Source organism: Puribacter membranae (assembly GCF_055380425.1).
The window spans coordinates 115,499-141,803 of the sequence record NZ_AP040167.1 but is presented as its reverse complement, the minus strand read 5'-3'; the positions used below and the strand labels follow the sequence as shown (position 1 = coordinate 141,803).

At 51.5% G+C, this 26,305-nt stretch carries 16 protein-coding genes, 2 tRNA genes, 3 rRNA genes and 1 CRISPR repeat array (1 of these 22 only partly in view); of the genes, 4 read left to right on the top strand and 17 right to left on the bottom strand.

What is annotated here, in order from left to right; genetic code table 11:
- Positions 1-750: a CRISPR direct-repeat array (repeat unit 28 nt; unit sequence GTTCACCGCCGCATAGGCGGCTTAGAAA); it reaches 480 nt to the left of the window's first position.
- A gap of 130 nt (positions 751-880) precedes the next feature.
- The 3 genes from ACZ41M_RS00695 to ACZ41M_RS00685 all read right to left on the bottom strand — a co-directional run bounded on the left by ACZ41M_RS00695 (position 881) and on the right by ACZ41M_RS00685 (position 3,763).
- A complete protein-coding gene (locus ACZ41M_RS00695) occupies positions 881-1,846 on the bottom strand; it encodes an acetyl-CoA carboxylase carboxyltransferase subunit alpha (RefSeq protein ID WP_464730768.1) in 966 nt (321 codons plus the stop codon).
- Positions 1,847-1,962: 116 nt separating this feature from the next.
- Positions 1,963-2,658, bottom strand: a complete 696-nt coding sequence (locus ACZ41M_RS00690; RefSeq protein ID WP_464730769.1) for a DNA-3-methyladenine glycosylase family protein — start codon at positions 2,656-2,658, stop codon at positions 1,963-1,965.
- A gap of 193 nt (positions 2,659-2,851) precedes the next feature.
- Positions 2,852-3,763 carry a LysR family transcriptional regulator gene (locus ACZ41M_RS00685; protein WP_464730770.1) on the bottom strand — a complete coding sequence of 304 codons (912 nt, stop codon included), beginning with the start codon at positions 3,761-3,763 and terminating at the stop codon, positions 2,852-2,854.
- 317 nt (positions 3,764-4,080) lie between these two features.
- Here ACZ41M_RS00685 and rpe point away from each other — a divergent pair, with 317 nt between their 5' ends.
- From rpe to gap, 3 genes are all read left to right on the top strand, one after another.
- Positions 4,081-4,791, top strand: a complete 711-nt coding sequence (gene rpe / locus ACZ41M_RS00680) for a ribulose-phosphate 3-epimerase (RefSeq protein ID WP_464730771.1) — start codon at positions 4,081-4,083, stop codon at positions 4,789-4,791.
- A 141-nt stretch (positions 4,792-4,932) separates the two neighbouring features.
- Entirely contained in the window at positions 4,933-6,942 is a 2,010-nt protein-coding gene (tkt, locus tag ACZ41M_RS00675) for a transketolase (RefSeq protein WP_464730772.1), read from the top strand.
- Between the two features lie 138 nt (positions 6,943-7,080).
- Entirely contained in the window at positions 7,081-8,082 is a 1,002-nt protein-coding gene (gene gap, locus ACZ41M_RS00670) for a type I glyceraldehyde-3-phosphate dehydrogenase (RefSeq protein WP_464730773.1), read from the top strand.
- A gap of 258 nt (positions 8,083-8,340) precedes the next feature.
- Here the strand turns inward: gap and ACZ41M_RS00665 are convergent, their stop codons facing one another.
- From ACZ41M_RS00665 to trpA, 12 genes are all read right to left on the bottom strand, one after another.
- On the bottom strand, positions 8,341-8,766 hold the full coding sequence (locus ACZ41M_RS00665; protein WP_464730774.1) for an EF-hand domain-containing protein: 426 nt from the start codon (positions 8,764-8,766) through the stop codon (positions 8,341-8,343).
- Positions 8,767-9,001: 235 nt separating this feature from the next.
- Positions 9,002-9,115: ribosomal RNA gene (gene rrf / locus ACZ41M_RS00660) — 5S ribosomal RNA — on the bottom strand.
- A gap of 146 nt (positions 9,116-9,261) precedes the next feature.
- Positions 9,262-12,243, bottom strand: a 23S ribosomal RNA gene (locus tag ACZ41M_RS00655).
- Between the two features lie 453 nt (positions 12,244-12,696).
- Positions 12,697-12,773, bottom strand: a tRNA-Ile gene (locus tag ACZ41M_RS00650).
- 35 nt (positions 12,774-12,808) lie between these two features.
- Positions 12,809-12,884 (bottom strand) — tRNA-Ala (locus ACZ41M_RS00645).
- Positions 12,885-12,975: 91 nt separating this feature from the next.
- Positions 12,976-14,517, bottom strand: a 16S ribosomal RNA gene (locus tag ACZ41M_RS00640).
- Together the 16S, 23S and 5S rRNA genes with 2 tRNA genes alongside form the textbook arrangement of a ribosomal RNA operon.
- Before the next feature lie 592 nt (positions 14,518-15,109).
- A complete protein-coding gene (locus ACZ41M_RS00635; protein WP_464730775.1) occupies positions 15,110-16,363 on the bottom strand; it encodes a cystathionine gamma-synthase family protein in 1,254 nt (417 codons plus the stop codon).
- A 40-nt stretch (positions 16,364-16,403) separates the two neighbouring features.
- Complete coding sequence (gene purF, locus ACZ41M_RS00630; protein WP_464730776.1) at positions 16,404-17,918, bottom strand: amidophosphoribosyltransferase; 1,515 nt, start codon at positions 17,916-17,918, stop codon at positions 16,404-16,406.
- A gap of 184 nt (positions 17,919-18,102) precedes the next feature.
- Positions 18,103-18,927, bottom strand: coding sequence for an SPOR domain-containing protein (locus ACZ41M_RS00625; protein WP_464730777.1), 825 nt, complete (start codon positions 18,925-18,927; stop codon positions 18,103-18,105).
- An 11-nt stretch (positions 18,928-18,938) separates the two neighbouring features.
- Positions 18,939-20,288, bottom strand: coding sequence for a bifunctional tetrahydrofolate synthase/dihydrofolate synthase (gene folC / locus ACZ41M_RS00620; RefSeq protein ID WP_464730778.1), 1,350 nt, complete (start codon positions 20,286-20,288; stop codon positions 18,939-18,941).
- Positions 20,289-20,381: 93 nt separating this feature from the next.
- Positions 20,382-21,248, bottom strand: coding sequence for an acetyl-CoA carboxylase, carboxyltransferase subunit beta (accD, locus tag ACZ41M_RS00615; RefSeq protein WP_464730779.1), 867 nt, complete (start codon positions 21,246-21,248; stop codon positions 20,382-20,384).
- 130 nt (positions 21,249-21,378) lie between these two features.
- Positions 21,379-22,215, bottom strand: coding sequence for a tryptophan synthase subunit alpha (gene trpA, locus ACZ41M_RS00610; protein ID WP_464730780.1), 837 nt, complete (start codon positions 22,213-22,215; stop codon positions 21,379-21,381).
- Between the two features lie 531 nt (positions 22,216-22,746).
- Between trpA and ACZ41M_RS00605 the strand changes: the two genes are divergently transcribed.
- Positions 22,747-24,405, top strand: coding sequence for a long-chain-fatty-acid--CoA ligase (locus tag ACZ41M_RS00605; RefSeq protein WP_464730781.1), 1,659 nt, complete (start codon positions 22,747-22,749; stop codon positions 24,403-24,405).
- A gap of 75 nt (positions 24,406-24,480) precedes the next feature.
- Here ACZ41M_RS00605 and ACZ41M_RS00600 read toward each other — a convergent pair whose 3' ends face one another.
- Positions 24,481-25,233 (bottom strand): YggS family pyridoxal phosphate-dependent enzyme, encoded by a 753-nt coding sequence (locus ACZ41M_RS00600; RefSeq protein WP_464730782.1) that lies wholly within the window; start codon positions 25,231-25,233, stop codon positions 24,481-24,483.
- A 57-nt stretch (positions 25,234-25,290) separates the two neighbouring features.
- Positions 25,291-26,193: a 50S ribosomal protein L11 methyltransferase gene (gene prmA, locus ACZ41M_RS00595; protein ID WP_464730783.1), complete on the bottom strand. Its 903-nt coding sequence runs from the start codon at positions 26,191-26,193 to the stop codon at positions 25,291-25,293.
- Positions 26,194-26,305 lie beyond the last annotated feature (112 nt).

Below are 26,305 nucleotides of genomic sequence, written 5' to 3'. Positions count from 1 at the left end.
GTTCACCGCCGCATAGGCGGCTTAGAAAATGTGAAGTTTCCGCTTGTACAGCGATTCATTGTTCACCGCCGCATAGGCGGCTTAGAAAACTGCGTCGTAATATTTGCCCAAACCCTTGGTGTTCACCGCCGCATAGGCGGCTTAGAAATTTGCCAACTTCGAGCCACACTGCGCAAAAGCGTTCACCGCCGCATAGGCGGCTTAGAAATTCGCCCGTAGAATCAAGCATCAGATTCTCGTAGTTCACCGCCGCATAGGCGGCTTAGAAAGTTATGAACAATAGTCAACTCGCCATCACTCACGTTCACCGCCGCATAGGCGGCTTAGAAAGTTGGGGTGAAAAGCAGTTGGACACCTTCGCAGTTCACCGCCGCATAGGCGGCTTAGAAAAAACAAGGTCAATCAAGACTTAAAGGGTATGGGTTCACCGCCGCATAGGCGGCTTAGAAAGCGAATGCCGATTTGATCGCACCGCGAACCAAGTTCACCGCCGCATAGGCGGCTTAGAAAAAACGCAACAAAGATGACGTTTGCAAATTGCCGCTCTCCGCCGCATAGGCGGCTTAGAAAATGATGCTGATCTGCATCTCTTTGATCGCGCGGTTCACCGCCGTATAGGCGGCTTAGAAAAAACGCGCACCGCGCCGATGGTCGGGTGAATCGTTCACCGCCGCATAGGTGGCTTAGAAAGAGGTGACTGTGACGCCACGCATTTATCAACTGTTCACCGCCGCACAGGCGGCATAGAAAAATAAACTTGGCTTGTAAATAAAATCTGTAACCGTTCCGTTCACCGCCATTTTATTGAATACCGCACGTTATCAATAACACAGGGCGCATTTCTGCGCCCTGTTTGATGAGTTAAACCACTTCCCAATGTTTATTTTTTCGCCTCGGTGAAATTGCCGTAGTTCATGATTTTTTCCATGCGGCCGGCGAGTAGTTCGTCATTCGGTTTGCTTTGCAGGGAAATCAGCGCGTCGGCCAAGGCTTTTTTGATGGTTTGCGCCGTGGCTTTGTGGTTGCGTTGTGCGCCGCCCAATGGCTCGCTCAGCACTTTATCGACCAAGCCGAGCTGTTTCAAGCGCGCGGCAGTGATGCCCATGGCTTCAGCCGCTTCCGATGCTTTGTCCGCGCTCTTCCATAGGATTGAGGCGCAGCCTTCGGGCGAAATCACGGAGTAGATGGCGTATTGCAACATCAGCACGGTGTCGGCAACTGCCACCGCCAGCGCGCCGCCCGAGCCGCCTTCGCCAATTACGGTGGCGATGATCGGGGTTTTGAGTTTGGCCATTTCGTATAAATTACGTCCAATGGCTTCGGACTGGCCGCGCTCTTCCGCACCGATGCCCGGATACGCACCCGGCGTGTCGATGAAGGTGAAAATGGGTAAGCGGTATTTTTCGGCCAAGTGCATCAGGCGCAGCGCTTTGCGGTAGCCTTCGGGGCGCGGCATACCGAAATTGCGCAGACCTCGCTCTTTGGTATCGCGGCCTTTTTGATGACCGATGACCATGCACGGTTGGCCTTCGAATCGTGCCAAGCCGCCCACAATCGCGGCGTCATCGGCAAATGCACGGTCGCCGTGCAGTTCGTGAAAATCGGTGAAAATCAGGTCGATGTAGTCGAGCGTGTAAGGGCGTTGCGCATGACGCGCGACTTTGACCACTTGCCACGGTTCGAGTTTGGCGTAGGTGTCTTTGGTCAATTCATCGCTTTTTTTCTTCAGGCGAGTGATTTCTTCAGAGATATCGACCGCCGAGTCGCTTTGCACCAAACGCAGTTCTTCGATTTTGCTTTCTAAATCCGCAATTGGCTGTTCAAAGTCTAAAAATATTTGTCTCACACCATTTCTCCGTGATTAGAACGGGCGCATTTTAACAAAGTTTTTCGCGCCCATGTGGGCAAAACACCGCACGTCCGTTCGTAAAACCGCCCTACTCAAGCCCAGGAAAACCCGCGTCAATAGGCGACTTCGACCGGATCAAGACTGCGCCACAAGTACCATGTGGCGACGCTCGCCCAAGGGGAAAATCGTTCAAAGTACAAAACTCGCGCCTGTTTGGGTGTCAGGCGCTGATCGATATGATAAGCCTTTTCCAAGCCGCGCAATAGCCCAATATCATCTACGGGGAATACATTGGGGCGCAGCAGCGTGAACATCAGGAACATTTCCGCCGTCCAGCGGCCTATCCCATGAATGCCGGACAACTCGTCAATGATGGCCTGATCGCTGCGCTGCGCCCAATATTCGTGTCCTCGATGACTGATGCGATTACGCACGAAAAATTGCGCCACTTCGTGCACATATTGCGCTTTTCGCGCTGACAGTCCGACGCTGCGCAATTGTTCCGGCGTACATTGCAGCATGGTTCTCGGCGTCATGCGCGGACACAGCGCCTCCAGACGCGCCCAAATGCTATCGGCGGCACGCACGGAGATTTGTTGCCCGACCACCGAGCGCACCAGGGTGTAAAACGGTTGCCCGCGCGAGCTCATAATGCTGTCGGGGTAACGTTGGATCAACGCCGCCATCACTGCATCGTTCTGCGCCAATTCGTGCGTGGCCTGCGACCAGTAATCGGGCCGCTGGTATCCGTTGCGACGGGAATTACGCCGAACGGGTTGGGAGGTAGTTTGAACGGCGGAGGTGGTCATATCTCTATAAGAAATACGGAAAAAGTAAAACCCTAGTTTTTCCGTGCTGAGTATTAGAAATTTTGTCAGAGAAACCCTGACAAAATTTGAATAAAATCAAAATGTTAAAATTGCGTACTTTCAAGCGGTACTTCCATCTATCAATCCTTGAGCTGAAAAACATACTTGTTCCGCATTTTCTATATTTATTCGCTCAAGACCACGTATCAATCAGCGCACCGCCTTGTTCGAGCAAGAAGTGTTTGAATGCTTTGAGCGTCGGTGAGAGTTTTTTGTTTTTCAGGTGAATCACCTGCCATTTGCCCTGAATCGGTGTGTCGACCACATCCAGCAGTGCGATATAGCCCGCAGCCAGCTCATGCCGAATCGTGCGCAGCGATAAAAAGCTCAAGCCCATATTTGCCATCACCGCCTGTTTGATGGTTTCGTTACTCGGCATTTCCATGAAAATTTGCATCTGCGCCTGATGTTCATCAAAACAGCGCTCCATCGCCGCGCGCGTACCCGAGCCGCGTTCACGCACGACGAACGGGTACTCGCTCAGCAATTCGTAGCTGATGTTTTTCTTGCGTGAGAGCGGATGCGACGGCGCACAGACGAAGGCCTGCGGATTGCTGGCGAACGGCTCACCCACATAGTCGGACGAATCGGGAACGCGCCCTGAGATGGCTAAATCCACTTCGTTGCGCTCAATCATGCCAAACACGTTTTCCTTGTTATCGATGTGCAAGCGCACATCAATCGTCGGGAACATACGGTTAAACTGTACCAAGAGCATCGGGATAAAGTATTTACTGGTGCTGACAATCGCCAAGTCAATCTGCCCGCGTTTCATACCGGCGTGCTCGGCCATGACGGCTTCCAAATCTTTGAGCGAGGCGATCACTTGACCGGCCTGCGCCATAAAGTCCTGTCCGGCGTGGGTCAGGCGAATATTGCGTCCGACACTTTCAAACAGCGCGATGCCGAATTCGTCCTCCAACTGACGCAATTGCATCGACACCGCCGGCTGCGTGATGAATAGTTTCTCTGCGGCCTTGGAAACCGAGCCGAGCTTGGCGACCTCGAAAAACGTCTTGAGCTGACGCAAGGTATAGTTAGGCATGAAATGCTCCGTGTGTTGTGCTGTGATGGTTGTTATATCAAACAATCCTTATAGTTGGATTTTTGGAAAATTTACATAAAAAATCAAATCACGCTGATTCTTTGAAAAAATTGAAATTTTCTTCTGCGAATCATACCAAGCCATACCAAATTTATCAATTTTTTTGATACACCCCGATCAGTTGAGACGATTTTTTTATCAATCGCACCACAGCGCTGACACTAAAGAAACACTTCCGATTCACCACGGATGCAAATTGCCCTACCCGTTCAGGTGCTTTACAATGGCGCATTACCATTTTTTAGAAAGCCAATATCATGAGCGCAGCTTATCTCCCCCCGCAATTACGCATCGCCCCGTCGATTTTATCGGCGGATTTCGCCCGACTGGGCGAGGAAGTGCGTGCCATCGAGGCCGCCGGTGCGGACTGGGTGCATTTTGATGTGATGGACAATCATTATGTGCCCAACCTGACCATCGGCCCGCTGGTGTGCGAGGCGATCCGCCCGCACGTGCAGATTCCGATTGACGTTCATTTGATGGTCGAGCCGGTCGATGCGCTGATTCCGATGTTCGCCAAAGCAGGCGCGAACATCATTACCTTTCATCCCGAAGCCTCGCGCCATATTGACCGCACCTTGTCCTTGATTCGCGATCATGGCTGCCAAGCAGGTTTGGTGTTCAATCCGGCCACACCGCTGTCGTTCATGGATCATGTCATGGACAAACTAGACGTGGTTCTGCTGATGAGCGTGAACCCGGGATTCGGCGGACAAGCGTTCATCCCCGAAACGCTGAATAAACTGCGTGCCGCACGCGCCAAAATCGACGCGCACATGCAATCCGGCGGGCAAAAAATCCTGCTCGAAATCGACGGCGGTGTAAAAGTAGACAACATCGCGCAGATCGTCGCCGCCGGCGCGGATGTCTGCGTCGCAGGCAGTGCCGTTTTTGGCGCGCCGGACGCGGATAGCGGCTATCGCGGTGTGATGCAGGCCTTGCGCGCGCCGGTTCAACTGAGCCTATAAATCGTGCCGCAAGTTGACCGATAAATCCTCGCGAATGACCGCCTATCAATGATAAAATGGCGGTCATTATTTTTGTCCTATTTTCTATCACGCAGCACTCGTTTTAATTGTTCATCATTATTCTTTGAGAAAGCAAACAACATGAGCACACAGACCCCAGAAATGTCCCGCCGAATGGCCAACGCGATTCGCGTCCTATCCATTGATGCCGTAGAAAAAGCCAAATCCGGCCATCCGGGCGCACCGATGGGCATGGCGGAAATCGCCCAAGTATTGTGGGGCAGCCACCTGAGCCACAACCCAAAAAACCCGAATTGGTTCAATCGTGATCGCTTTGTGCTGTCCAACGGCCACGGCTCCATGTTGATTTACTCATTGTTGCATCTGACCGGCTACGATTTGCCGATGGAAGAAATTAAGAATTTCCGCCAATTGCACAGCAAAACCGCTGGCCATCCCGAATACGCCATCACCCCGGGCGTAGAAACCACCACCGGCCCGCTTGGTCAAGGTATTGCCAATGCAGTCGGCATGGCTTTGAGCGAAAAATTGCTCGGCCAAGAATTCAATAAACCCAATCACGCCATCGTCGATCATTTCACCTACGCCTTTTTGGGCGACGGCTGTATGATGGAAGGCATCAGCCACGAAGCCTGCGCTTTGGCCGGCACGCTCAAATTATCCAAATTGATCGCGTTCTGGGATGACAACGGCATTTCGATTGACGGCCATGTCGAAGACTGGTTCTCTGATGACACACCGGCACGCTTTGCCGCCTACGGCTGGAACGTGATTGCCAATGTCGATGGCCACGATACCGCTGCCATCGAAGCAGCCCTGTTCGCCGCCCAAGCACAAGCCAAAACTGCCGACGGCAAACCTACGCTGATCTGCTGCAAAACCGTGATCGGCAAAGGCGCGCCGAATAAACAAGGCACGCACGACGTACACGGCGCGGCGCTCGGCGCGGATGAAATCGCCGCCACCCGCGCAACCCTCGGCTGGACGGACGAGCCGTTCGTGATTCCGGCAGACATCAAAGCTGCATGGGACGCCACCGCCAAAGGTGCGGAACGCGAAGCTGCGTGGGACGCGCAATTCGCCGCCTATCGCGCCGCTTACCCCGCGGAAGCCGCCGAATTTGAACGCCGTATGAGCAAACAATTGCCCGCTGATTTTGCAGAAAAACTGAAAGGCGTATACGCACAGATTGCCGAGAAAACCGACGCAGTGGCCACGCGTAAAGCCAGCCAAAATGCATTGGACGCATTGGCGCCCTTACTGCCAGAATTTTTCGGCGGCTCAGCCGACTTGACCGGTTCAAATTTAACCAACTTCAAAGGCTGCGTGCGCGTCAAGCCCGGCGTTTGGGGCAACCACCTGTCCTACGGCGTACGTGAGTTTGGCATGGCCGCAATGATGAACGGCATGGCGCTGTACGGCGGCTACATTCCCTACGGCGGCACTTTCCTCACCTTCTGCGACTACTCGCGCAACGCGATTCGCATGGCCGCATTGATGAAACAACGTGTGATTCACGTCTTCACCCATGACTCCATCGGTCTGGGCGAAGACGGTCCGACGCATCAAAGCGTCGAACACGTTCCCAGCCTGCGCATCATCCCGAATCTGGATGTATGGCGTCCAGCGGATGGTTTGGAAACCGCCGTTGCGTGGGGCGAATCCATTCTGCGCATGGACGGCCCAAGCGCATTGATTCTGTCGCGTCAAAACCTGCCAAACGTTACCCAGCTCAATCAAGCCGAATTGATCGCCAAAGGCGGCTACGTCCTGAAAGACGCGGATCATGCCCAAGCGCTCATCATCGCCACCGGCTCAGAAGTCGAAATCGCACTCCAAGCCCAGAAACAATTGGCCGAACAAGGTATCGCCGTACGGGTCGTCTCTATGCCGTGCACCTCCGCATTTGACCGTCAAACCGCTGAATATCAAAACAGCGTGTTGCCACGCAATCTGCCTGCCGTTGCGATTGAAGCAGCACAGCCGGACTTCTGGCACAAATATGTCGGACGCGGAGCAGTGGTTGGCATGACTACCTTTGGTGAATCTGCCCCTGCTAAAGAGTTGTACCAATATTTTGGCATTACCGCAGAAAAAACGGTTGAAGCAGTTAAGCAACAATTGGTATAAAAGATATCTTAGGTAATCGTTTAAATAGCATAAAGTTATACCGATAAGCGCATCAAATACCGTAAAAAATGATGGCGGTTTGGAGTACAATAAGCGGTGTGACTTTCATCGGTTGTAACCACTAACAAGGAGTGAACAATGACTATCAAAGTAGGGATTAACGGTTTTGGTCGTATCGGTCGTATGGTATTTCGTGCGGCGGTTGCGGATTTCAAAGACGATATCGAAATCGTCGGTATCAACGACTTGCTCGAGCCAGACTATTTGGCATACATGCTCAAATTCGACTCAGTGCATGGCCGCTTCAAAGGTGACGTGAAAGTTGAAGGTTCTAACCTCATCATCAATGGCAAAACCATTCGCCTGACCGCGATCAAAGACCCTGCTGAACTGAAATGGGACGAAGTTGGCGCGGACGTTGTGGTTGAATCAACCGGCTTGTTCCTGACCAAAGAAACCGCACAAAAACACATCGATGCCGGCGCGAAAAAAGTCATCATGTCTGCACCATCCAAAGACGACACCCCGATGTTCGTTTATGGCGTGAACTGCGGTACCTACGCAGGTCAAACCATCATCTCTAATGCATCATGCACCACCAACTGCTTGGCACCGGTAGCCAAAGTACTGAACGACAACTTCGGTATCAAACGCGGTTTGATGACCACCGTTCACGCAGCAACGGCTACTCAAAAAACCGTTGACGGCCCGTCAAACAAAGACTGGCGTGGTGGCCGTGGCATTTTGGAAAACATCATTCCATCATCCACTGGCGCAGCCAAAGCCGTTGGCGTAGTGATTCCAGAACTCAACAAAAAACTCACTGGTATGGCATTCCGCGTACCGACTTCAGACGTGTCTGTAGTTGACTTGACTGTTGAATTGGAAAAACCAGCTAAATACGAAGACATCTGCAAAGCCATGAAAGCAGCGTCCGAAGGCGCGATGAAAGGCGTACTCGGCTACACCGAAGAAAAAGTCGTAGCCACTGACTTCCGTGGCGAAGCCTGCACTTCTACATTCGATGCCGAAGCCGGTATCGCTCTGGACGACACCTTCGTTAAAGTCGTAGCTTGGTACGACAACGAATGGGGCTACTCTTGCAAAGTACTCGAAATGATTCGAGTAATGAGCAAATAACTCATTTTGCAACTAAGTAAAAACGCATCCTTTGGGATGCGTTTTTTATTGCCGAACAAAAATCGACGCAGCATTCGAGCTAGAAAAGCCCCACTAAACAATCTAATTGTACTCGTCACCTAATTTTAATAGTCCGCATGTGCAGCCCCCTCTCCTTGGCGGACTTAATGTACTCCATTTCCCACCCAATTCACAAAAAAACCACGCTGTGTGTGCGTGGTTTCAGTAGAAGGCGTGGTACTTATTGATCGTGCTCGCTCAATTGGTGTTGGTGCTATTGAGCTTCTTTTGGGACTTACTGTTTGATTGTGTTGCTGATTTCGGCTTACGTTTACGCTCATTCTGATCGAGCACGCCGTCGGCATTGGTATCCTTCTTCTGCATATACTTGTCCAAGCTCTGATTCATGTGCGCGCGAGCTTCCGCCTGCGTGATCACCCCATCCTTATTCGCGTCTGCCTTCTTCGCAATACCACCGCGCTTACCCTGCAGCTCATCCATACTGATCTGGCCATCCTGATTCGCATCGGTTTTCGTGAACTTCTTATCCAATTGCTTCTGGCGCGCCTGCAACAGCTCATCCTTGCTGAACACCCCGTCACCATTCAAATCCGTGCCCTTGGCCCAAGCACCTTGCGCAGCGAACAAACCCAACACCACCAAACCATAACCCAAACGTCGCATCTCTCACATCCTTTAATCGAATCGGTTGATATACACCACAGCACCATTGCCCATGGTGCTCGCGAGTATAACCCGAATCAAAGCGCACTCAAAGCAACTTGCATATCAGCCTGTCTTGAGCGTTTCACCCAAGCAACACTTTGGCGCATCAAACAATGAGTCCGATACCGGACAAGACAACGCCAAACCCATAATAAAAAACCCCGTCTCATGGAGACGGGGTTTTGGTATTAAAGCTTGATGATGTCCTACTTTCACACAGGTAATCTGCACTATCATCGGCGCTAAGTCGTTTCACTGTCCTGTTCGGGATGGGAAGGAGTGGGACCAACTTGCTATGGTCATCAAGCAAAGCTTGTACGTTTGCCGGCAAAGCCAACAAACAGAATTAGAAACCTGAGGCTGAAGAGCTTTACACTCGTCAGCGTCGCAAATCATATTAGATTGCACTAACAAACATATTAGTTAATTGACCAACTGAATCAATACAGTTATAAGGTCAAGCCTTACGGGCAATTAGTATTGGTTAGCTTAACACATTGCTGTGCTTCCACACCCAACCTATCAACGTCCTGGCCTCGAACGACCCTTCAAGGGAATCAAGTTCCCGGGAAATCTAATCTTCAGGCAAGTTTCACGCTTAGATGCTTTCAGCGTTTATCTCTTCCGTACTTAGCTACCCTGCGATGCTTCTGGCGAAACAACAGGTACACCAGCGGTACGTCCACTCCGGTCCTCTCGTACTAGGAGCAGCCCCCGTCAAATTTCCAGCGCCCACGGCAGATAGGGACCAAACTGTCTCACGACGTTTTAAACCCAGCTCGCGTACCTCTTTAAATGGCGAACAGCCATACCCTTGGGACCGACTACAGCCCCAGGATGAGATGAGCCGACATCGAGGTGCCAAACACCGCCGTCGATATGAACTCTTGGGCGGTATCAGCCTGTTATCCCCAGAGTACCTTTTATCCGTTGAGCGATGGCCCTTCCATTCAGAACCACCGGATCACTATGTCCTGCTTTCGCACCTGCTCGAGTTGTCGCTCTCGCAGTTAAGCACGCTTTTGCCATTGCACTTTACACACGATGTCCGACCGTGTTAAGCGTACCTTCGAACTCCTCCGTTACACTTTGGGAGGAGACCGCCCCAGTCAAACTGCCTACCATGCACTGTCCCAGACCCAGATTCATGGGCCGTGGTTAGAACGTCAAATAATTCAGGGTGGTATTTCAAGGACGACTCCACCGATACTGGCGTACCGGCTTCAAAGTCTCCCACCTATCCTACACAAAACGATTCAACATACCATGCAAAGCTACAGTAAAGGTTCATGGGGTCTTTCCGTCTAGCCGCGGGGAGATTGCATCATCACAAACATTTCAACTTCGCTGAGTCTGCGGAGGAGACAGTGTGGCCATCGTTACGCCATTCGTGCAGGTCGGAACTTACCCGACAAGGAATTTCGCTACCTTAGGACCGTTATAGTTACGGCCGCCGTTTACTGGGACTTCAATCAAGAGCTTGCACCCCATCATTTAATCTTCCAGCACCGGGCAGGCGTCACACCCTATACGTCCACTTTCGTGTTTGCAGAGTGCTGTGTTTTTATTAAACAGTCGCAGCCACCGATTCTCTGAGACCCTTTCACGCTCCGATGTTCTCTTCACGCTACAAGGGCATACCTTCTCCCGAAGTTACGGTATCAATTTGCCGAGTTCCTTCTCCGCAGTTCTCTCAAGCGCCTTAGAATACTCATCTCGCCCACCTGTGTCGGTTTGCGGTACGGTCTTGTTAAGCTGGAGCTTAGTGGCTTTTCTTGGGATGACATTCAGTGACTTCGCGCCCTAGAGCACTCGATCCACGACCTCGGTGTGTGACTGCCGGATTTGCCTAACAGTCGCCTACATCGCAGAAACCAGAATCCAATAACTGGATCACCTGCAACCATCCGTCCCCACATCGCACTTAACAACGGTACAGGAATATTAACCTGTTTCCCATCAGCTACGCTTCTCAGCCTCGCCTTAGGGGCCGACTAACCCTACGCCGATGAACGTTGCGTAGGAAACCTTGGGCTTACGGCGAGGGGGCTTTTCACCCCCTTTATCGCTACTCATGTCAGCATTCGCACTTCTGATACCTCCAGCACGCTTTACAACGCACCTTCACAGGCTTACAGAACGCTCTCCTACCATACGTGCAAGCACGTATCCGCAGCTTCGGTTATAGACTTAGCCCCGTTACATCTTCCGCGCAGGACGACTCGATCAGTGAGCTATTACGCTTTCTTTAAAGGGTGGCTGCTTCTAAGCCAACCTCCTGACTGTCTTAGCCTTCCCACTTCGTTTCCCACTTAGTCTATATTGGGGACCTTAGCTGGCGGTCTGGGTTGTTTCCCTCTTGACACCGGACGTTAGCACCCGATGTCTGTCTCCCAAGCTCATACTCTGCGGTATTCGGAGTTTGCCTTGGTTTGGTAAGTCGCGATGACCCCCTAGCCAAAACAGTGCTCTACCCCCGCAGGCAATACTTGAGGCACTACCTAAATAGTTTTCGGAGAGAACCAGCTATCTCCAAGTTTGTTTAGCCTTTCACCCCTATCCACAGCTCATCCCCTAACTTTTCAACGTTAGTGGGTTCGGACCTCCAGTTGGTGTTACCCAACCTTCATCCTGGCCATGGATAGATCACTTGGTTTCGGGTCTACGCCGTGCTACTATCGCCCTTATCAGACTCGCTTTCGCTACGCCTCCCCTATTCGGTTAAGCTCGCAACACAACGTAAGTCGCTGACCCATTATACAAAAGGTACGCAGTCACCCCTACTTTAATGACCCTCAACTTGTCTGCAAGTCGGGCTTATTTCAATTCCTTCTTCTTACTTTTGACAAACTCGCTACGCTCGTTTGCCAAAGCACCTCGAAGGTCATTAAAGTAGGGGCTCCTACTGTTTGTATGCATGCGGTTTCAGGATCTATTTCACTCCCCTCCCGGGGTTCTTTTCGCCTTTCCCTCACGGTACTGGTTCACTATCGGTCGATTACGAGTATTTAGCCTTGGAGGATGGTCCCCCCATCTTCAGACAGGATTTCACGTGTCCCGCCCTACTTGTCTGATGCTTAGTACCATAATTGGGTTTTCGTATACGGGGCTATCACCCTCTATAGCTGGACTTTCCATTCCATTCTACTAACGCAATTATTATCACATCACGGCTGTTCCCATTTCGCTCGCCACTACTTTGGGAATCTCGGTTGATTTCTTTTCCTCTGGGTACTTAGATGTTTCAGTTCTCCAGGTTCGCTCCACTGACCTATGTATTCAGTCAGCAGTGACCCTTGCGGGCCGGGTTTCCCCATTCAGATATCTGCGGATCAAAGGTCATTTGCCACCTCCCCGCAGCTTTTCGCAGGCTTTCACGTCTTTCATCGCCTGTAATCGCCAAGGCATCCACCACATGCACTTAGTCACTTGACCTTATAACACTATTGACTCCGGTTATAAGACAATTTACTAATGTGAGTACTGTTTTTACATGAGAACAGTACTCGGTTTGTTTGCCGTAATTTCAAGTTTAGTCGTATTCTTAAATACTACTTGTTCTTTCGTTTGGATTTTGGCTTCGCCGAAATCCGCACTCAAGATAAGTTACTTTTCTTGAGAACTACTTTTTGATGCAATCTAACCCGTGATTATTCTATCGACACATTATATAAACTCTCGATAACAATTCTCACTGTTAAATTTGCTTCATATCATTTATTAAGTCTGCTTTATTGCTGAAGCTCTTTAATAAATAATAATCTCAGGTTTCTAATTGTTAAAGAAACAGCCGACGTCATTGCTGACGCAATCTTTCGTAAAAGATTAAAATTACACAATTCATTGTGTAGTTTTAATATCTCACTTGTTGAGTTTGACCCACTTTGATGGTGGGTCTTGATGGACTCGAACCATCGACCCCTGCGTTATCAACACAGTGCTCTAACCAACTGAGCTAAAGACCCATTCTTTGCTCAAAGCATTCGCCTTTTGCATTCAGTGGTGGAGGATGACGGGATCGAACCGACGACCCCCTGCTTGCAAAGCAGGTGCTCTCCCAGCTGAGCTAATCCCCCGTGAGGGTTACTTCTGTAAACATTCCGATAAGCGTGAGCACATGCAGCTTCTATTGTTGGTACGTTATCCGTAGATAAGTACGTTCTCTAGAAAGGAGGTGATCCAGCCGCACCTTCCGATACGGCTACCTTGTTACGACTTAACCCCAGTCATGAATCCCACCGTGGTAATCGCCCTCCTTGCGGTTAGGCTAACTACTTCTGGTGAGACCCACTCCCATGGTTTGACGGGCGGTGTGTACAAGACCCGGGAACGTATTCACCGCGACATTCTGATCCGCGATTACTAGCGATTCCGACTTCATGCACTCGAGTTGCAGAGTGCAATCCGGACTACGATCGGTTTTCTGGGATTGGCTCCACCTCGCGGCTTGGCAACCCTCTGTACCGACCATTGTATGACGTGTGAAGCCCTACCCATAAGGGCCATGAGGACTTGACGTCATCCCCACCTTCCTCCGGTTTGTCACCGGCAGTCTCATTAGAGTGCCCAACTTAATGATGGCAACTAATGACAAGGGTTGCGCTCGTTGCGGGACTTAACCCAACATCTCACGACACGAGCTGACGACAGCCATGCAGCACCTGTGTTAGCGTTCCCGAAGGCACCAATCCATCTCTGGAAAGTTCGCTACATGTCAAGGGTAGGTAAGGTTTTTCGCGTTGCATCGAATTAATCCACATCATCCACCGCTTGTGCGGGTCCCCGTCAATTCATTTGAGTTTTAATCTTGCGACCGTACTCCCCAGGCGGTCAACTTCACGCGTTAGCTTCGTTACTAAGTCAATGAAGACCCAACAACCAGTTGACATCGTTTAGGGCGTGGACTACCAGGGTATCTAATCCTGTTTGCTCCCCACGCTTTCGTACATGAGCGTCAGTGTTATCCCAGGAGGCCGCCTTCGCCACCGGTATTCCTCCACATCTCTACGCATTTCACTGCTACACGTGGAATTCTACCTCCCTCTGACACACTCTAGTCTTGCAGTCACAAGTGCAGTTCCCAAGTTGAGCTCGGGGATTTCACACCTGTCTTACAAAACCGCCTGCGCACGCTTTACGCCCAGTAATTCCGATTAACGCTTGCACCCTACGTATTACCGCGGCTGCTGGCACGTAGTTAGCCGGTGCTTATTCTTTTGGTGCCGTCATCCCCAAAGGATATTAGCCTTTAGGATTTCTTCCCAAACAAAAGAGCTTTACAACCCGAAGGCCTTCTTCACTCACGCGGCATTGCTGGATCAGGCTTTCGCCCATTGTCCAAAATTCCCCACTGCTGCCTCCCGTAGGAGTCTGGGCCGTGTCTCAGTCCCAGTGTGGCGGATCGTCCTCTCAGACCCGCTAAAGATCGTCGCCTTGGTAGGCCTTTACCCTACCAACTAGCTAATCTTCCATCGGCCGCTCCTATAGCGTGAGGCCTTGCGGTCCCCCACTTTTACCCTCAGGTTGTATGCGGTATTAGCTACTCTTTCGAGTAGTTATCCCCCACTACAGGGTACGTTCCGATGTATTACTCACCCGTTCGCCACTCGCCGACAAGAGAAGCAAGCTTCTCTCTCGCTGCCGTTCGACTTGCATGTGTAAAGCATGCCGCCAGCGTTCAATCTGAGCCATGATCAAACTCTTCAGTTTAATTCATTGCTTTCGCATTCGCTACCTTTTACAGTAGCACTCAAGTATTGACTGACATTTGAATTTATTTCTAAATTCGCTTTGTTTCGTCAAGTATGAGCATTTGTTTTTTAAGTCCAATTCTTCAATCAGACTCGCTACATATGCCCACACTTATCGGCTGTTATTTGTTAAAGATCTTTTTATCCCGCAGCACCTTGGCACCGCTTCGTTTTTTCTCGTCCGTCTCAACATCAGAGAAGCGAGATTATGAAGAAGTTTTTTTATTCCGTCAAGTCTTTTTTAATTTATTTTTAATATTTTTTAAAAACAAATCTTAACTCAACCAACCCTTTCCAACCTCCCCCGCCAAATCCATCCGGCGAAGAAGTGAAATTATGAACGAATGCCTTCTTATTGTCAACTCTTATTTGGCGATATTTTTACTTTCTCCAATCATTCTGTGCGCATCTTTTGATTTGTTCTTTATTTTCAATCAATTATGACGCTCGCACTATTTAACGCTTATCTTTGTAATGATTGGATACGATTAATATCGCCAACATGAGACTCATTATTTAGTTTGCTCATGCACAGAGCAGCCCTCTGCACCTTATTCAAGCGCTTGTTTCCAGTCGTTAATCAGGTCGTTGATATGCTCTATACCCACCGAAACACGAATCAGGCCGTCGCTAATGCCCCATTTTTGGCGCTGTTCCGCTGCCATTTCGGCATAAATGGTCTGGGCAACGGGCAAGGTCATGCTGCGGTTATCGCCCAAGTGGGTGGAAATCATGGTGACTTTGAGCGCGTCGAGCACTTGATAGGCTGTTTTATTACCTTGTTTAAGCGTGAAAGAGAGTAATGTACCGTAACCACAATCACCGAACAGCTCCTTTGCACGCTCGTGCTGCGGATGCTCGACCAAAGCCGGATAGTCAACGTGTTCAACCGCGTGATGCTGTTGCAGCCATTTGGCCAAATCGTAGGCGTTGCGGCAGGCGCGCTCATTGCGCAGGAAGAAGGTTTCCAATCCGATGGCGATTTGTTGCGCCGCATCCACGGATAAGCTGGCGCCTACATCGCGCAGACCTTTTTTGCGCAATTGGGAAATGCCCCATTTTTTCGCATCACCTTTGCGGTAGCCATCAAATATATTGGGATACTTTGTCCAATCAAATACGCCCGTGTCGGTCAATGAGCCGCCGAGCACAGTCGCATGTCCGGACAATGATTTGGACAGCGAGTTCATCACCAAACCGGCACCGTAGTCTTTGGCACGCACCAATGCCGGTGTGCCCATGGTGTTATCGACGAAAAATAGGATGTTGCGCGCTTGGCACAATTGACCGATGCCTTTCAAATCGGCGATCTGCGTGCGTGGGTTGGCAATGGTTTCAACGAACACCATGCGCGTATTATCCTGTAACGCCGCTGCGACATTCGCCGCATCCGTGACATCTACGTAGCTGATGGACACGCCTTGCAAACCAAAGGTGTCAAACAAGCTGGTGGTATTGCCAAACAAATATTGACTGACCACAATATGGTCGCCCGCTTTGAGTAAAGCCAGCATCGCGCTCGCAATCGCGCCCATGCCGGTTGCGAAAGTGATGGTTTCAACCCCGCCTTCTAATAAAGTCAGTTGCGCTTCGAGCGCGGTCAGCGTCGGATTGTTTGAGCGCGAGTAGGTATAACCGGCGATTTTGCCTTGGAACGCATCGGCAATGCCTTGCGCCGAATCATAGGTAAATTGCACGCTTTTATACACGGGCTGATGACTTGCCGAGTGCGCAATACCCGCCCAGCGATCGTTGTGCAACAGTTGTGTTTCAATATGTGTGTTTAATTTTTTTTGTTCTGTCATAAAGTACTTTCAAAGGCGTTCGTATGACGCACCGAAATGATTATTTGGCTTTTTTCTTGGACTGCTGCGCATCGAATCGATTTTGCTCCAGTCGGTCCAAATAGGCATCGTCAATATCACCCGTGACGTATTCGCCATTAAAACATGAGGCATCAAACTGTGTCAGGCGCGATTGTCCGCCCGCTTGCCCCGCCGACTGTACCGATTCGATCAGCGCAGACAAATCTTGGTAAATAACTTTGTCGGCGGTAATCGCTTCGCTAATTTCCGCCAATGACTTATTGTTAGCAATCAACTCGGTTCGCGTCGGCATATCAATGCCATAAACATTCGGAAATTTCACTGCCGGTGCAGCCGAGGCAAAATACACCTTGTTCGCGCCCGACTCGCGCGCAAGCGCAACAATCTCTTGACTGGTTGTACCGCGCACAATCGAGTCGTCCACCAACAGCACGTTTTTACCGGCAAATTCACTCGGCATGGCAGTTAATTTTTGGCGCACCGATTTTTGACGCGTTTCCTGACCCGGCATGATGAAGGTGCGACCAATGTAACGGTTTTTGATAAAACCTTCACGATAGCTCAAACCCAACTTCGAGGCCAATTGCATGGCACATGGGCGCGAGGTATCGGGAATCGGCATGACCACGTCAATATCCTTCACATCAATTTCGCGCGCGATTTTATCCGCCAGCGTTTCGCCCATCGCCAAACGCGCGGCGTACACGGACGTGCCCTCTATCGTCGAATCGGGACGCGCAAAATAAACGTATTCAAACAGGCACGGACTTAGCTGCGTATTCTCAGCGCAAATTTGGCTGTGCAGAGTACCGTCCATATCAATCCAAATCGCTTCGCCCGGCGCGATGTCTCGCACGGTTTTATAACCGACGCCCTCAATCGCCACACTCTCCGAAGCGAGTATGTATTCAATTGCCCCACTTTTGGTTTGACGCTGACCCAAAACCAAAGGACGAATGCCGTTCGGGTCGCGAAAGCCAAATACTGACAAGCCAGCGGCCATGCCGACGCAGGCATACGCGCCCTTAATGCGTGCATTAACACGGCGCATGGCGCTGAAAAAATGCTGGTAGGTCAATGCCGCTGTCGCATCTTCCTCATTCACCGAAATATCCAATTCATGTGCCAACACATTGAGCAGCACTTCCGAATCCGAGCCGGTATTGATGTGGCGGCGATCCAAACGGAATAGTTCATCGCGCACTTCGTCGGTATTGGTTAAATTACCATTGTGAGCCAAGGTGATGCCATACGGCGCATTAACATAAAACGGTTGCGCCTCCTCCACGCTATCGACCGCGCCTGCCGTCGGATAGCGTACATGACCAATGCCCATATTGCCATGCAAGTCGCGCATATTGCGCGTGCGAAATACATCGCGCACCATGCCTTTGCCCTTGTGCATGCAAAATCGCTGACCTTGATTGGTCGTCATGCCCGCCGCGTCTTGCCCACGGTGTTGCAGCAGCAACAGCGCATCATAAATCAGTTGGTTCACCGGGCTATTCGCCATCACACCAATCACGCCACACATCTTTCACCTCAAATTAAAATCATTAAAACTCTGCTGAAAACAGCTTGTCGCGCTGTTTTCAAAATATTCATTTATCTCGACCCATATTTTGCTGCTGTTTTCAAGCGCGCATTTTACTGGGATTGCATGGATTCAACCATAAAAAAACGAGGCCGTGAGTACACTCACGGCCTGACGGATGGATTTAGGGCTTGGGCTTGGTTTGCTCCTGTTGAATCGGAATCACAACAGGATTTTTCGCCACGCCTTTCACTTTGGCCAAAGCAGCCTCGGCTTCGGTTTGGGTTTTAAACAAGCCCAAACGCACACGGGTTTTGCTTGCACCATCAACCGTCACTGTGCGCAGTTGGGGCTGCACACCCGCCGCACGCAATCGCGCCACCAGACTGTCCAGCTCTTTTTTGTCGCTGACCAGGCCAATATGTACCGCATATTGTTGCGTTGGCTGGGTAGTTGGCGTTGTCGGCGTAGCAGGTACGGCTTGTTTGGTGTCCGCTGGTTTTGCAGGCGCGGCTGTGGTGGCGGCTGTAGTTGTTGCCGTGGTTGCAGCGGCAGCCTTATTATCGCTTGGCTTTGCATCGGTTGCTTTGCCATCGGCTGCCGTTTTATCCGCACTCTCCGCTGCCGCGCGCAGACTTTCGTCGGTGGCTTTCGGGTTTTTCACGTCAAACTGGACGTTTTTATCGGGAATGCTCACAGCCACTTGCGCGGCGGTTTCTTTGCGTTGGCCATCAAACACCCACGGCAAAATCACAAACGCCGCACCCAGCAAAACCAATGCGCCGATCAAACGACGACGCGCGCGCACCTTCAAGTCGTGCAACTGCACCTCTTCGTCATATACCGCGGTTGTTTCATTCAATCCGTCGCGTTGCACTTGGCGCGCACGCACGCGCACCGCTTGATGCGTCTCGCCGCTCAAGCCCAATTCGCTGCGCATATCGCCTTTGCGACGCGCGTTTGACGGCTCGCTATTTGATTGATTTGTTTGCTTTTTCTTAAACCACATCCCATTTTTCCTTATGTCGATTCAGCCGGTACGCTTGGGAATCGCGGCAGACCTTTGAGTGCTTGTTCCACGGTCACAAAGGAGCCAAATATGATTATTCTATCATTGGGCGAGACCTGCGTGGGTACACTTGCAGATAAATGCGCCAAAGCGCTTTGCACGCTGTCAAATGTCTGAACGCTGTGATCTTGATCCGCCACAAAGCCCGAATCCAACAAAATGGCGCGCAATTGCTCTGCCGTGGCGGCACGCGCGGACGGTAAATCGCACACATACCAGTGATCCACCACGTCGCGCATGATACGCAACACCTGCCCGATGTCCTTGTCTGCCATCGCGCCAAATACCGCATGTGTGTAAGGCGCGTAGCCCATTTGATTGATATTTTTGGCCAAAGCGCGCGCCGCGTGCGGATTGTGCGCGACGTCCAAAATTGTGGTCGGCTGCCCGGGCAAAACCTGAAAACGCCCACGCACGACGGCATTGGAAATCCCCACGCGCACCGCCTGCTGCGTCACCGGCAACTGCTCGCGCAGCGCATCCAGCGCAGCCAATGCCGCAGACGCATTGGCCAACTGATAATCACCGCGCATCGCCGGCATGGCCAAGCTGTTGCGCGTGCTGTGTTCGCCGATAAAGCGCCATTGTTTGCGCTGGTCGTCCTGAATCACTTGATAGCTGAAATCGCGGTTAATCAGTTTCAAATCCGCGCCGATGGCATTCGCATGATCGATCAGGGATTGCGGCGGATTCGGATCGGCGCACACCGCTGGCTGATGCGCACGAAAAATCCCTGCTTTTTCAAAACCGATGGCCTCGCGCGTATCCCCCAAAAAGCCCACGTGGTCAATATCCACAGACGTTATCACTGCTGCTGCCGATTCAAACACATTGGTCGCGTCCAAGCGCCCGCCCAAACCGACCTCCAAAATCACCGCGTCAGGCTGTTGCGCATCGAACCAGCACATGAATACCAGTAAGGTGAACTCAAAATAGGTCAGGGAAATTTCGGGAGCCTGCTGTCGAACGCGCTCCACCGCATGAAATAAGGGCAATAACTGCTCTTCGGTCGCATCCACGCCGTTAAACCGCGCACGTTCGGTAAAATCGATCACATGCGGCGAGGTGTGGCAACCCACTTTATAGCCCGCCGCCAGCAAAATTTGCTCCAGATAAGCACAGGTGGAGCCTTTGCCATTCGTACCACCCACCGTGATGATGGGATAATTGAGCGTGAGCAGGCTCGCCGCTTGCAGACGCGCTTTCATCTGCCCGACGCGCGTCAGACCGAGGTCAATTTCGCTCTTGTGTACCGTTTCCAAATGCGCCAGCCAATCGGCAAGATGGGCAAATGTTGCCATAAATAAATTCCTTTGATTCACATGAAAAAAACCGCAACGGATTTTACCATTGCGGTTTCGTTTCTACCGAGCAATTCGCTGGTTAACGCATCATTAAGCCAGTGAAATTTCACCCTGACTGCGCAACAAGGTAATCAATCGCGCCAATTCCTCACGCATTTGTTTGCGATGCACGATCATGTCAATCGCGCCATGTTCCAGCAAAAACTCAGAGCGCTGGAAACCTTCAGGCAATTTTTCGCGCACGGTTTGCTCAATCACGCGCGGACCGGCAAAGCCGATCAAAGCTTTCGGCTCGGCAATCACGATGTCGCCGATAAAGGCAAAACTCGCCGACACGCCGCCCATGGTCGGATCGGTCAAAATCGAAATATAAGGCAAACGTTTTTCCGCCAGCAATGTGAGCGCCGCCGTGGTTTTCGCCATCTGCATCAAGGACAATAATGCCTCTTGCATACGCGCGCCGCCCGAGGCGGAAATGCTGATGAAGGCGGAATTGGTGTCAATCGCATGACGCACACCGCGCACGAAGCGCTCGCCCACGACCGAACCCATGGAGCCACCCATGAAATCGAATTCAAACGCAGCAACCACCGCCGGTTGCTCATGAATGGTACCCGCTTGCACCACCAAGGCTTCGGACTCGCCCGTGTTTTTCACCGCTTCGGCCAGACGCTCGGTGTACTTGCGGCTGTCTTTGAATTTCAAGCTGTCCACCGGCTTGACTTCTTGTCCCAGTTCCACACGACCGTCCGCGTCCAGCAGACGATTGATGCGATCACGCGCTTTCACACGCAGGTGATGATCGCATTTGGGACACACGTATTCATTGGCCTCCAAATCGGATTTGTACAAAACCTCTTCGCACGCCGGACATTTCACCCACAAACCATCAGGCATCGCTGATTTTTTGGCTTCGGACTGCATTTTGGGGGGTAAAATTTTATCTAACCAACTCATCGTCTTGCTCCATAGTCATTGGAATGCGGCATTATATAGGCTTTAAATACCGCAACGCCACCAAATTTATCAGCACAACCGTTCGCTAAAACCGCTTCAAAATCAATTATTATTGTTCAAAATCAGTTATTTAAACCGCATCCAGCGCCTTGCGAATGTCTTTTACCCAATCGCCAACCACCGCGCAAGCATCCTGCCCTTGCGCTTGGGCGGATTCGACCAATTGAATCAATTTACTGCCAATCACCACGCCGTCTGCGATCTGCGCCACTGCGCGCGCGCTGCTCGCATCCGAAATCCCAAAGCCGACATTGATCGGCAAATCAGTGAACTGACGCAGGCGCGCGACTTTCGCCTGCACGTCCGCTACGTCCAACGAGGCAGCGCCGGTCACGCCTTTGAGTGATACATAGTAGATAAAACCGCTGGCCGAGTGCGCCGTCGCCTGCATACGCGCATCGGTGGTGGTCGGCGCGACCAAATAAATGATATTGAGGCCTGCCGCGCGTGCCGTTTGTGCAAACGCTTCGGATTCCTCGGGTGGATAATCAACGATGAGCGCACCATCCACACCCGCTTGCACCGCCTCGGCGATGAACGCTTCCTGCCCGATGCGCTCGATCGGATTGGCGTAGCCCATCAATACCACCGGCGTGTGCGAATTGCTCCGGCGAAACTGCGCCACCAATGCCAACACATCGCGCAAACCCACGCCCTGCGCCACGGCGCGCTCACTCGCACGCTGAATCACCGGCCCGTCGGCCATCGGGTCGGAAAATGGCACGCCCAATTCAATCACATCCACGCCGGCGTTGACCAAAGCGTGCATGAGTTGCTCGGTTTGTGCCAAGCTCGGATAACCCGCGGTAATGAATGTAACCAAGTTTTTTCGCCCCGCTTGACGATTGCGCTGCAAAACCTGAGACAAGCGTTGCTCGGAAATAGGGGTAGCTGGTACAGCAGTCATATGATTTATCCATCCATTCTGTCGCCTCGATCAGATCAGTCGAGCGCGATTCTTAAGGAAGTACGGAGCAACCCAAACCAGTCTGCGTTCTGAGCAAAAAACATTCAGAACGCGGCGTAGGATAGGGGTCGTAGTTATTCTACGACAACTCCTATTCTGCAACAAAGTTCTGGGTGTTTTTTGCCAGAACCCGAAGGGCTGGAGATTGGCGTGTGATTAACTTTGTTGTGACGCTTGTCTAGGGAATGACCATAGACTGTGCGCCACGCCTCGTTACTCATCACGCCAATCAACCAGCGCAGACGGTAGGGGTTGCTCCGTACTTCCTTAATTATATAGTGACAGCATTATTGCATAAAACCCAATTGAATTTCGCATTGTCTGGCTACGCGTCCGTATTTTGAAAAAACTGTGAATGATTGAAAATAACTTCCGTTATCTAAATTTTTATGTAAAATAACAGCAGATGTTGCGCAATGCTTGCATCATTTTGATTGACAATCTATTTATATAAAAACTCTGGAGACCCTCATGCAAAAGCCTTGGTTGAGCCAATACGCCGGCGTAGCCGAACACATCGACTTGAACCGTTTCAATTCCATTCCCGCTATTTTTGACTCTGCATTTGCGCGCTTTAGCGACCGCCCGATGGCGATCAATATGGGCAAATCGCTGACCTACCGCGAATTTGACCAATATTCGCGCGACGTCGCCGCGTGGCTGCAAAGCCTCGGCCTGCAAAAAGGCGACCGTGTCGCCATCATGATGCCCAACTGTCTGCAATACCTGATTTTGGTACCGGCGATTTTGCGCGCGGGCTATGCGGTGACCAATATTAACCCGCTGTACACGCCCGATGAACTGACACATCAGCTCAACGACTCCGGCGCCAAAGCCATTTTCATTCTCGAAAACTTCGCCCATGTATTGGAAGTGTCCCTGCCGAACCTGCCGAATATCAAACACGTCGTTGTCTCATCACTCGGCGACATGCTCGGTTTCAAAGGCAAAATCGTCAACTTTGTCCTGCGCAACGTGAAAAAGATGGTTCCGGCGTGGCGCATTGACTCCGCGATTCAGTTCAAACGCGTATTGGCCGAAGGCGCGCAAAAAACCTATCAACCGGTTCAATTGAGCCACGACGATCTGGCGTTTTTGCAATACACCGGCGGCACCACCGGCGTGTCCAAAGGCGCGGCGCTCACGCATGGCAACATCATTGCGAATGTGCTGCAAGCCGAAGAATGGTGTGCACCGGCCATCAGCGATTTGAACAACGGCGCGACCTTTGTCTCTGCCCTGCCGCTGTACCATATCTTCGGCCTGACCGTAAACGCACTGTATGCGCTGCACATCGGTGGCTGCGTGCTGCTCATAACCAACCCGCGCGATATTCCCGCGTTCATCAAAGATTTGCAAAAACACCCGTTCCATGTATTGCCCGCGGTCAACACCCTGTTTGTCGCCTTGAACCACAACCCTGAGTTCAAAAAGCTGGACTTCTCATCGTTGCGCGTCGCCTTGGGCGGTGGTATGGCGGTGCAAAAAGCCGTCGCCGACCAGTTCCACGAAATCACCGGCGTGCCAATTTGCGAAGCCTACGGTCTGTCCGAAACCAGCCCGGCCGCATTGATGAACCCGATCAAATTGACCGCATTCACCGGCTACACCGGACTGCCGATTTCCTCGACCGACGTTGCGATTTTGGACGACGATGGCAAAGAAGTACCCTACGGCTCACCGGGTGAAATCGCCATTCGCGGCCCGCAAGTGATGGCTGGCTACTGGCAGCGCCCGGACGAAACCGCCAAAGTCATGACTGCCGACGGCTTTTTCCGCTCCGGCGACATCGGCATCATGAACGAGCAAGGCTACGTCAAAATCATCGACCGTAAAAAAGACATGGTGCTGGTCTCCGGCTTCAACGTCTATCCAAATGAAGTGGAAGACGTCGCCGTGATGCATCCGAAAGTGCTCGAATGCGCCGTGATCGGTGTCGCCGACGACTACTCGGGCGAAGCGGTGAAAATGTTTGTGGTGAAAAAAGACGCGAGCCTGACCGAGCAGGAATTGCAAGCATTCTTGAAAGAACACTTAACCGGCTACAAACGACCGAAATACATCGAGTTTCGCACCGATTTACCGAAATCCAACGTCGGTAAAATCCTGCGCAAAGATCTGCGTGAATAATTTTCATTCAGGCTTTCAGCCTCGACAAAAATTTAAAGGGTGCGTTGCACCCTTTCTTTTTATCCAACTCACCGATCATGACGCCGAATCATCTGCCACATTTTCATTCCAATAATAACTATCGGAATAAATGCGTTGCCCAAAAATCGCCGTTCCGACACGAATAATGGTGGCGCCTTCTTCAATCGCCACTTCCAAATCACCGCTCATGCCCATAGACAGCTCGGCCATAGACACATTCGGCAGATTAAGCTGCATCACCTCCTGCTGTAGACGTTTCAACAGCTGAAAACACGGGCGAACCAGCTCTAACTGCACGCTAAATAAACCAATGGTCATCAGACCTTTGATGTGCAAACGATCCAATTGAGCCACTTGCTGCACCAATGCCAGCGCGCGATCCGGCGTAATGCCAAATTTACTCGCCTCGCCCGAGGTGTTCACTTGAATCAACACATCCATCTGCTTGCGCTCCGTCTCCAGCCTTTGCTGAAGCTTTTCTGCCAAATCCAAACGATCCAGCGACTGAATGCAGCGCACGTCGTATTTCAAAATATCTTTGATTTTATTGGTTTGCAAATGACCGATGAAGTGCGTTTCGTGCGGAATGCTCTGCAACGCTTCAAACTTGTCGCGAATTTCCTGCACCTTATTTTCACCGATGAGCGTTTGCCCTGCTTGTAAAGCAAACAAAATGCGTTCAGCCGGCACGGTTTTGGTCGCCAACAGCAGCCGCACCTCGCGTGGATCACGGCCACAGCGTGCGCACGCACGACGGATGCGTTGCATGATGGCGTCCAGTTGACGCAGTAATTCTTGCTGAGACATCATTGACTCCTGTGATTGCGCGCCAGCAAGAAAATCTTTTCTCAAATGGTGCGTGGTTTAAACCGCCTGTCCGACCAAACAAATCCAGCCGTCCTCGGCGCGCCACAGCGACATGTTCATGTACGGCGCATAGGCTTCGATCAGCTCGTCGGTTTGGCGCTCCAAAATCCCAGACAGCACGAGATAACCGCCCTGTTGCACATAGCCAACCAGCGCCGGTGCGAGCAATTTGAGCGGATTCGACAAAATATTGGCGACAACGATTTGGTACTGCGCGCCATGCGGCATCGCATCCGGCAGGACGAAGTGCGCCTGCGTGGTGTTGAGTTCTGCATTGTCTTGCGAGCTTTGCACCGCCTGCCCATCAATGTCGGTGCCAAGCACATCGCCCGCGCCCATTTTTTTCGCGGCAATCGCTAAAATCCCGCTGCCGCAACCGTAATCAAGCACCGTCGCGCCCTGCGCGCTCGGCATGTGTTGCGCGAGCCATTGCAAACACAGGCGCGTGGTCGGATGGCTGCCCGTGCCAAACGCCAAACCCGGGTCGAGGCGCAGATTGATGCGGCCTGCGTCGCGCTCATCGGCTTCGTGCCACGTCGGGACAATCCATAATTGCGGGGTAATTTCAATCGGCTCGAACTGGCTTTGGGTCAAGCGCACCCAATCCTGCGCCTGTACTTCGCGCCGCTCATAGCTCGGTACCGGCAAGTTTAATTCGCCGTACGCTTCGCTCAATAATGCATCCACATCCGCTTCCGGTTCGAGTAGAACGACCAGACGCGACTGCTGCCATGCGTGGGTGGTGGGCTCCAAACCCGGCTCACCATACAAAGGCACTTCGGATTCGGTGTCCGCCCATTCGTCTTCAACCGATACGGAAAGCGCCCCCGCCTCCATGAGTGCATCGGAGACGTCTTCCGCATGTGCTTCGTCCACGCTGACAATGATTTCTACCCACATAGTGTTCCTTTTAAATTGTTTTAATTAGCAATGCCCGCATTATCCGTGAATTCAGCATAAAAAACAAAACATCCAACCGCGACGGGTTGGATGTTTGTTTGATCAGAAAATT